Source organism: Streptomyces sp. NRRL B-24484 (genome assembly GCF_000717715.1).
Taxonomy (GTDB): domain Bacteria; phylum Actinomycetota; class Actinomycetes; order Streptomycetales; family Streptomycetaceae; genus Kitasatospora.
In genome coordinates, this window is the sequence record NZ_JOAI01000061.1 from 35,351 (window position 1) to 41,882 (window position 6,532).

Annotated in this window: 7 protein-coding genes; 3 read left to right on the top strand and 4 right to left on the bottom strand. The window is 76.7% G+C overall.

Translation table 11 applies throughout. The features are described 5' to 3' along the window. Nucleotides 1–33 precede the first annotated feature (33 nt). Both pfkB and IE98_RS0137035 read right to left on the bottom strand, forming a co-directional pair. Nucleotides 34–978: a 1-phosphofructokinase gene (pfkB, locus tag IE98_RS0137030; protein WP_030276477.1), complete on the bottom strand. Its 945-nt coding sequence runs from the start codon at nt 976–978 to the stop codon at nt 34–36. Next, nucleotides 975–1,736 (bottom strand): DeoR/GlpR family DNA-binding transcription regulator, encoded by a 762-nt coding sequence (locus IE98_RS0137035; RefSeq protein ID WP_030276478.1) that lies wholly within the window; start codon nt 1,734–1,736, stop codon nt 975–977. The genes pfkB and IE98_RS0137035 overlap by 4 nt, the downstream gene beginning before the upstream one ends. A gap of 293 nt (nt 1,737–2,029) precedes the next feature. Here IE98_RS0137035 and IE98_RS0137040 point away from each other — a divergent pair, with 293 nt between their 5' ends. Both IE98_RS0137040 and ptsP read left to right on the top strand, forming a co-directional pair. Further along, entirely contained in the window at nt 2,030–2,308 is a 279-nt protein-coding gene (locus IE98_RS0137040; protein WP_030276479.1) for an HPr family phosphocarrier protein, read from the top strand. Continuing rightward, on the top strand, nt 2,305–3,972 hold the full coding sequence (gene ptsP, locus IE98_RS0137045; protein ID WP_030276480.1) for a phosphoenolpyruvate--protein phosphotransferase: 1,668 nt from the start codon (nt 2,305–2,307) through the stop codon (nt 3,970–3,972). The genes IE98_RS0137040 and ptsP overlap by 4 nt, the downstream gene beginning before the upstream one ends. 32 nt (nt 3,973–4,004) lie before the next feature. On the opposite strand, the gene IE98_RS0137050 is transcribed toward ptsP, so the two are convergent. Both IE98_RS0137050 and IE98_RS0137055 read right to left on the bottom strand, forming a co-directional pair. After that, nucleotides 4,005–5,192, bottom strand: coding sequence for a hypothetical protein (locus IE98_RS0137050; protein ID WP_030276482.1), 1,188 nt, complete (start codon nt 5,190–5,192; stop codon nt 4,005–4,007). A 38-nt stretch (nt 5,193–5,230) separates the two neighbouring features. Next, on the bottom strand, nt 5,231–5,761 hold the full coding sequence (locus IE98_RS0137055) for a SigE family RNA polymerase sigma factor (RefSeq protein WP_030276484.1): 531 nt from the start codon (nt 5,759–5,761) through the stop codon (nt 5,231–5,233). A 109-nt stretch (nt 5,762–5,870) separates the two neighbouring features. Here IE98_RS0137055 and IE98_RS0137060 point away from each other — a divergent pair, with 109 nt between their 5' ends. Then, on the top strand, nt 5,871–6,431 hold the full coding sequence (locus tag IE98_RS0137060) for an SLATT domain-containing protein (RefSeq protein ID WP_030276486.1): 561 nt from the start codon (nt 5,871–5,873) through the stop codon (nt 6,429–6,431). Nucleotides 6,432–6,532: the final 101 nt, after the last annotated feature.

The window sequence follows — 6,532 nt, forward strand, 5'->3', positions numbered from 1 at the left end:
TGCGCGTCTGCGGCCCTCGCGGCCGCGTCCGGTTCAGCGGCCCAGCGGCAGTTCCCGCGGGACGTCGGCGGTCACCACGACGGTGTCCGGTTCGAGATCGGCCGGGATCGGCATCACGCTGCCCGGCAGCCGGACGGCCGCCGCGCCGTGCGCCAGTGCCGAGGCCAGTGCCTTCGGCCCGTTGCCGCCGGCGCCGAGGAACCCGGCCAGCGAGGCGTCGCCGGCGCCGACGTCGCTGCGGACCTCGCCCACCGGCGCCGTGCCGTACCAGGCGCCCTCCTCGGCGACCAGCAGCATGCCGTCCGCGCCCAGGCTGGCCAGCACCTGCTGGGCGCCGAGTTCGCGCAGCCGGTGGGCGGCGTCGAGGGCCGCGCCGAGGGTGGTGACCGGCCGGCCGACCGCCTCGGCGAGTTCTTCGAGGTTGGGCTTGACCACGTCCGGGCCGGCCGCCAGCGAGGCCAGCAGCGCCGGGCCCGAGGTGTCCACGGCGATCCGGGCGCCGCCCAGGTGGGCCTCGGCGACCAGGTCGGCGTACCACGCGGGTGCGAGGCCGCGGGGCAGGCTGCCGCAGCAGGCCAGCCAGTCCACGTCCGCCCCGGCGGCCTGCCGGCGGACGGCGGCGAGCAGGGCCGCCGACTCCTCGGCGGACAGCTGCGGACCGGGTGCGTTGATCTTGGTGAGCGGGCCGTGCCGCTCGACGACCGACACGTTGATCCGGGTGTCGCCGGCGACCGGGACGGCCGCCACGTCGATGCCCTGCTGGTGCAGCAGCTCCGCCAGCAGCCGGCCGGGCGCGCCGCCGAGCGGCAGCACGGCGGCGGTGGGGTGGCCGGCGGCGGTGAGCGCACGGGCCACGTTCACGCCCTTGCCGCCCGGGTCGAGCCGGTCCCCGGTGGCCCGGTTGACCTCGCCGCGGGCGAGCTCGGACAGCTCGTAGGTGCGGTCGAGGCTGGGGTTGGGGGTGATGGTGACGATCATGCGCGGATCACTTCCGGTCCGAGTTCTTCGATCTCTGCGGCCTGCCGGTCGGTCAGCCCGCTGTCGGTGACCAGGACGTCGACCTGCTCCAGCGAGCCGAACCGGGCGAAGTGCCGGGTGCCGTACTTCGAGGAGTCGGCGACCAGCACGATCCGGCGGGCACCGGCGACCATGGCCCGCTTCACCGCGGCCTCGGCGAGGTCCGGGGTGGAGAGGCCGCCCTCCGGGGAGAAGCCGTTGGTGGCGACCACGGCCACGTCGGCGTGGACGTCGGCGAGCGCGCGCAGCGCCCAGTCGTCGACCGCGGCGTGGGTGCGGTGCCGGAGCCGGCCGCCGACCAGGTGCAGCGAGAGCGAGGGGTGGTCGGCCAGGCGGGCCGCGACCGGCAGCGCGTTGGTGACCACGGTCAGCGTGCTGTCCGCGGGCAGCAGCGCCGCCAGCCGGGAGACGGTGGTGCCGGCGTCCAGCAGCACGCTGCCCTCGGTGGGCAGCAGTGCGAGCGCGGCGCGGGCGATCCGTTCCTTCTCGTCGGCGGCGGTCGAGTCCCGCTCGGCGAGGCCGGGCTCCAGGTGCAGCGCTCCCGCGGGCAGCGCCCCGCCGTGGACGCGGCGCAGCAGCCCGGCCCGGTCGAGGGTGCTGAGGTCACGCCGGATGGTCTCCTGCGTGACGTTGAACTCCTCGGCGAGGGAGGGGACGTCGACGCGGCCCCTGGTCTGGGCGAGCTGCAGGATCTGCTGCTGGCGCTCGGGAGCGTACATGTGGATTCGGGTCCGTTCATGTCTGTTTACGCCTGGATGACTCCGACGATACGCCCGGGCCGCGGAAAAGCAAGAGTCCGAACATGTGGGATTTCTGCCCGAATGCGTTGACATGCCGAGTGAACCGGGCGTAAAACCAAATGAAACCACCCGATGACGGGTGCGTCGCCAGCCCCGACCGCCCGGTACCCGCGGACCGCCCCCACCGCCGGTACCGGGCCCGCGGCCCCCATCCGGACCGCCCGTTCGGGCACTCCCGGACGCGATCCCCGTGAATCCCGAAGGACACCCCCATGCCCCAGCTCCTGGTCACCGTCGGCTCGCAGAGCGGCCTGCACGCCCGACCCGCCTCCCTCTTCGTCCGGGCCGCCGCCCGGCAGGGCGTCAGGGTTGGCGTCGGCCGCCCCGGGCAGACCCCGGTGGACGCCCGCAGCCTGCTCTCCGTCCTCGCCCTCGCCGCCGGCCACGGCGACACCCTGGAACTCACCGTCGACGGCGAGGACACCGCCGCCCGCGCCGCGCTCGACGAACTCGCCGCCCTGCTCGCCGACGACCTGGACGCCGTCCGGTGACGGCCGCCCCGCTGCACGGCATCGGCGTCGGCCGCGGCAGCGCCGCCGGGCCCGTCGCGCGGGCCGCCCCGCCGCCGACCCTGCCGCCCGCCCGCCCGGTCACCGACCCGGACGGTGAGATCGCCGCCGTGCGCGCCGCCCTCGCCGCCGTCGTCGCCGACCTGGAGGGCCGCGCCGCCCGGGCCGGCGGGGCCGCCGCGGACGTGCTCACCGCCCAGGCGATGATCGCCGCCGACCCGGCGCTCGCCGACCGGGCCGCCGCACTCGTCGCCGCCGGCACCGACGGTCCGCACGCCGTCACCGCCGCCTACCAGGGGTTCCGCGAGGCCCTGCTCGCCGCGGGCGGCTACTTCGCCGAACGTGCCGCCGACCTCGACGACCTCCGCGACCGTGCCGTCGCCCGACTGCTCGGCCTGCCGATGCCCGGCCCGCCCGACCCCGGGCACCCCTACGTCCTGGTCGCCGACGACCTGGCACCCGCCGACACCGCCGACCTCGACCCCGCACGGGTCCTCGCCCTGGTCACCGTCCGCGGCGGCCCCACCAGCCACACCGCGATCCTCGCCAAGGCCCTCGGCCTGCCCGCCGTCGTCGGCTGCCCCGGCGCCGCCGCACTGCGGGACGGGCAGAACGTGCTCGTCCTCGCCGCCGACGGCGCCGTCCACCCCGACCCGGAGCCGGAGACCGTCCGGTGCGCGGCCGAGCGGCAGCGGGCCAGGCTGGAGCACGCCGGCCGCAGCTCGGGCCCCGGCCGCACCGCCGACGGACACCCCGTCGCGCTGCTGGTCAACCTCGGTGCCGCGCACGAACTGACCGCCGCGGCCGCCGCCGACTCCGAGGGCGTCGGGCTCTTCCGCACCGAGTTCCTCTACCTCGACCGGGCCGAGGCCCCCGGCGCCGCCGAGCAGACCGCCGCCTACCGGGCCGTCTTCGAGGCCTTCGCCGGACGCCGCGTCACCGTCCGCACCCTGGACGCCGGCGCCGACAAGCCGCTGCCCTTCGCCACCGCCGCCGACGAGGAGAACCCCGCCCTCGGCGTCCGCGGCCTGCGCACCGCCGCCCGCGACCCGCAGCTGCTGGAGACCCAGCTCGCCGCGATCGCGGCCGCCGCCCGCGGCAGCCGCGCGGACGTCCGGGTGATGGCCCCCATGGTGTCGCTGCCCGCCGAGGCCGCGGCCTTCGCCGAACGGGTCCGCGCCCACGGCCTCGCCCACGCCGGCGCCATGGTCGAGGTGCCGGCCGCCGCGCTGCGCGCCGAACGGCTCGCCGAGGTCTGCGACTTCCTCAGCATCGGCACCAACGACCTCGCCCAGTACGCCTTCGCCGCCGACCGTACCCTCGGCGCCCTCGCCGACCTGCTCGACCCTTGGCAGCCGGCCCTGCTCGACCTGGTCGCGGCCACCGCCGAGGGCGCCGCCGCCCGCGGCGTCCCGGTCGGCGTCTGCGGGGAGGCGGCGGCCGACCCGGACCTCGCGCCCGTCCTCGTCGGCCTCGGCGTCACCGGGCTCTCCACCGCACCGGCCTGCCTCCCCGAGGTCCGGGCCGCCCTCGCCGGGCACACCCTCGCCGACTGCCGCCGCCTCGCCGGGCTCGCCCGCAGCGCCCCCGACGCGGCGACCGCGCGGGAACGGGTGCGCGGGTCGCTGCGGACGGCCGGGGGCTGACCGGCCCGTCGGCCCCGCCCGTCAGCGCTGCGTCAGCCGCGCCAGGCGGGGGCCGTCGCCAGGGCCCGGAGCCGGTCGACGGTGAGGGCGGGGGCGCCTGGCAGGAAGGTGCGGGCGTCGGGGCCGTTCCACTCGTTGACGGTCACCCGGGTGCCGTCCGGGTGGAGGGCTTCGGCGCTCCACTGCACCTCCGGGCCGTCCGCCCCGTCGGACTCCCGGTGGCCGCCGGCCACCACGGAGGTGCCGTCCGCGGTGTGCGTCAGCTCCGGGCCGCGACCGGACTCGAAGACCGTCCGCGGGTCGGCCTCGCCGCCCTGCTGCCAGTGCGGCTCGACGTCGACGGCCACCCAGCTCGTCCGGCCCTCCAGGGAGACCTGCAGCCGCACCCGGCCCGGCATCGCGAGACCGTCGGCCGGGCCCGCCACCGCGCCGGCCGGCAGCAGCTTCGCCACCGCGTCGTGCAGCGCGGCCGCCGGCGGCAGGGACACCCCGGGGTTCGGCGGGTCGGTCACCCGCACGCCGTCGAACGCGACGTCCCAGGCACCGCTCGTCACCACCGCGACCGCCTGCTCGACGGTCAGCGGGGGCTCCGGCCGCCCGTCGCGGTTGTAGGTGTCGACGCGTACCTGGCGTCCGTCCGGCCTCGTGTACGTGGCGACCAGGACCTTGCCCGCGCCGGACCGCTCCGGCAGCAGCACGTTGACCATCAGCACCGACCCGTCCGGCCGCACCGTGCGGCTGCAGCTCTGCGTCGGCCGCTCCGAGGGGTCGAAGCAGTGCGCACCGCGCGAGGACTCCGTCACCGGCGTGGCGATCCGGTCGACGCCGAGGCTGATCTGCCCGCCGGTGTGCGCCGTCTCCAGGTCGACGACGGCGGACGGGCCCAACGTCACGTCGCCCTCGTTCCCGGTGAAGCCCATGGCGCCGGTGACCCGGCCGTTCGGCAGCAGCGAGACCAGCGCGTCGCGCATGTACTCCCCGCTGACCGAGGACCAGGGCTGCGCGGCCGGTGCGCGGTCGCCGTGCAGGGCCGGCAGCGAACCGGCGGCCAGGACGGCCGCGGCGACCGCCGCCGCCCCGGCCAGCACGGCGGCCCGGCGCCGCCTGCGCCGGCGCACTCCGCGGGTCGCCGCACCCTGCGCGAAGAACAGGGCGTTCGGCTCGGGGGCCAGTTCGGCGGCCGACCGCAGGGCGGTGGTGAAGCTCTCCTCGACGGGCATCGTCGTTCTCCGCATCCTCTCGTACTGCCGGTGGTCGGTCAGGGGTGGACGAGCGCTTCGAGGTCCTCGCCGAGCACCGTCCGCATCCGGGCCAGCGCCCGGCTGCTGCGCGAGCGCACCGTGCTGGGGCTCAGCCGCAGCACCGCCGCGGTCTCCTCCGCGCTGCGGTCCTCCCAGTAGCGGAGCACCAGCACCGCCCGGTCCCGGGGCGGCAGTTCGCCGAGCGCCTGCAGCAGGGTCACCCGCAGCGCCGGGTCCGGTGCGGCCTGCGCCGTCTCGGCGAAGGTGTCCGTCACGTGCTCGCTGCTGCTGCGCCGACGGCGGTGCGACAGGAAGGTGTTGACCAGGACGGTCTGCGCGTACCCCGCAGGGTTCGCCATCCGGGACACCTTGCGCCACCGGCCGAACAGCCGGCCGAGCGCCTCCTGCGCGAGGTCCTCGGCGAGGTGCGCGTCACCGCCGGTCAGCAGGTAGGCCGTTCTGACCAGGTGGTGCCCCCTCGCCGCAGCAAAGTCGAGGAAGGCCGGCGGCTCGGTGGGCGCCGGGCGCGTCGTCGTTGTGCGGTCCATGACCTTCTAACGCGGTGGGGCGGGCACCGCGTCCCACCGGATTCCGGACGGAGGTCCGGGCGGCCTGGCAGACTGGCCGCTCCGGAGGCGGGGGGAGAGGACGCGGGCGATGGCGGGGAACACTGCGGACGGCGCGGACGGGAGCCCGGTCGGTCGTCAACTGGCCTTCGTGGAACAGGAGGTGCGCAGTGAGCTGCGGATCCGGACCCGGCGGCGGGACGCCGACCGCAGGCGGGCGTTCGCGCTGCAGATCTCCACGGTGGGCTTGTCGGCGGTGATCACCGTGCTGCTGGGTGTCCAGGTGGGCGAGCCGACCCGGCAGTGGCTGTCGGACGTCGCCCTCGGCCTCGGTGCGGCGATCACGGTGCTCGCCGCCTGGCAGGCGTTCTTCTCGCACCGTGCGCTCTGGCTGCAGCGCTCCGACACGGTGCACCGGCTGGCCGCGCTGGAGCGCCGGCTCGCCTTCCACCGGGCCGGGCCGGCCGGGGCCGACCCCGAACCCGCACAGGTGGCGGAGTTCCTCGCCGCGTACGAGGAGATCGTCCAGGCCGACCACGACGCGTGGGCGCGGGTGCGCAGCGCCTCCGACCCGCAGGTGGCCCAGTCGCCCGTCGCGGCGCCCTCGCGGACGCCCGTCCTGCCGGCCGCCCGGCAGGAACCCCCCGCCTGAACGACTCCGTTGGGAAATCCACAAACTGGGTTGGGTGATCAAGCTGCCAGGTCGAGAGCGGCGAGGTGCGAGGTTCTCGTCTTGCCGAGCGGTGTGCCGTT

Excerpts from the sequence above, each read along its gene's own strand:
- pfkB (WP_030276477.1), bottom strand. The coding sequence starts at position 978 with ATGATCGTCACCATCACCCCCAACCCCAGCCTCGACCGCACCTACGAG.
- IE98_RS0137035 (WP_030276478.1), bottom strand. The coding sequence starts at position 1,736 with ATGTACGCTCCCGAGCGCCAGCAGCAGATCCTGCAGCTCGCCCAGACC.
- IE98_RS0137040 (WP_030276479.1), top strand. The coding sequence starts at position 2,030 with ATGCCCCAGCTCCTGGTCACCGTCGGCTCGCAGAGCGGCCTGCACGCC.
- IE98_RS0137050 (WP_030276482.1), bottom strand. The coding sequence starts at position 5,192 with ATGCCCGTCGAGGAGAGCTTCACCACCGCCCTGCGGTCGGCCGCCGAA.
- IE98_RS0137055 (WP_030276484.1), bottom strand. The coding sequence starts at position 5,761 with ATGGACCGCACAACGACGACGCGCCCGGCGCCCACCGAGCCGCCGGCC.
- IE98_RS0137060 (WP_030276486.1), top strand. The coding sequence starts at position 5,871 with ATGGCGGGGAACACTGCGGACGGCGCGGACGGGAGCCCGGTCGGTCGT.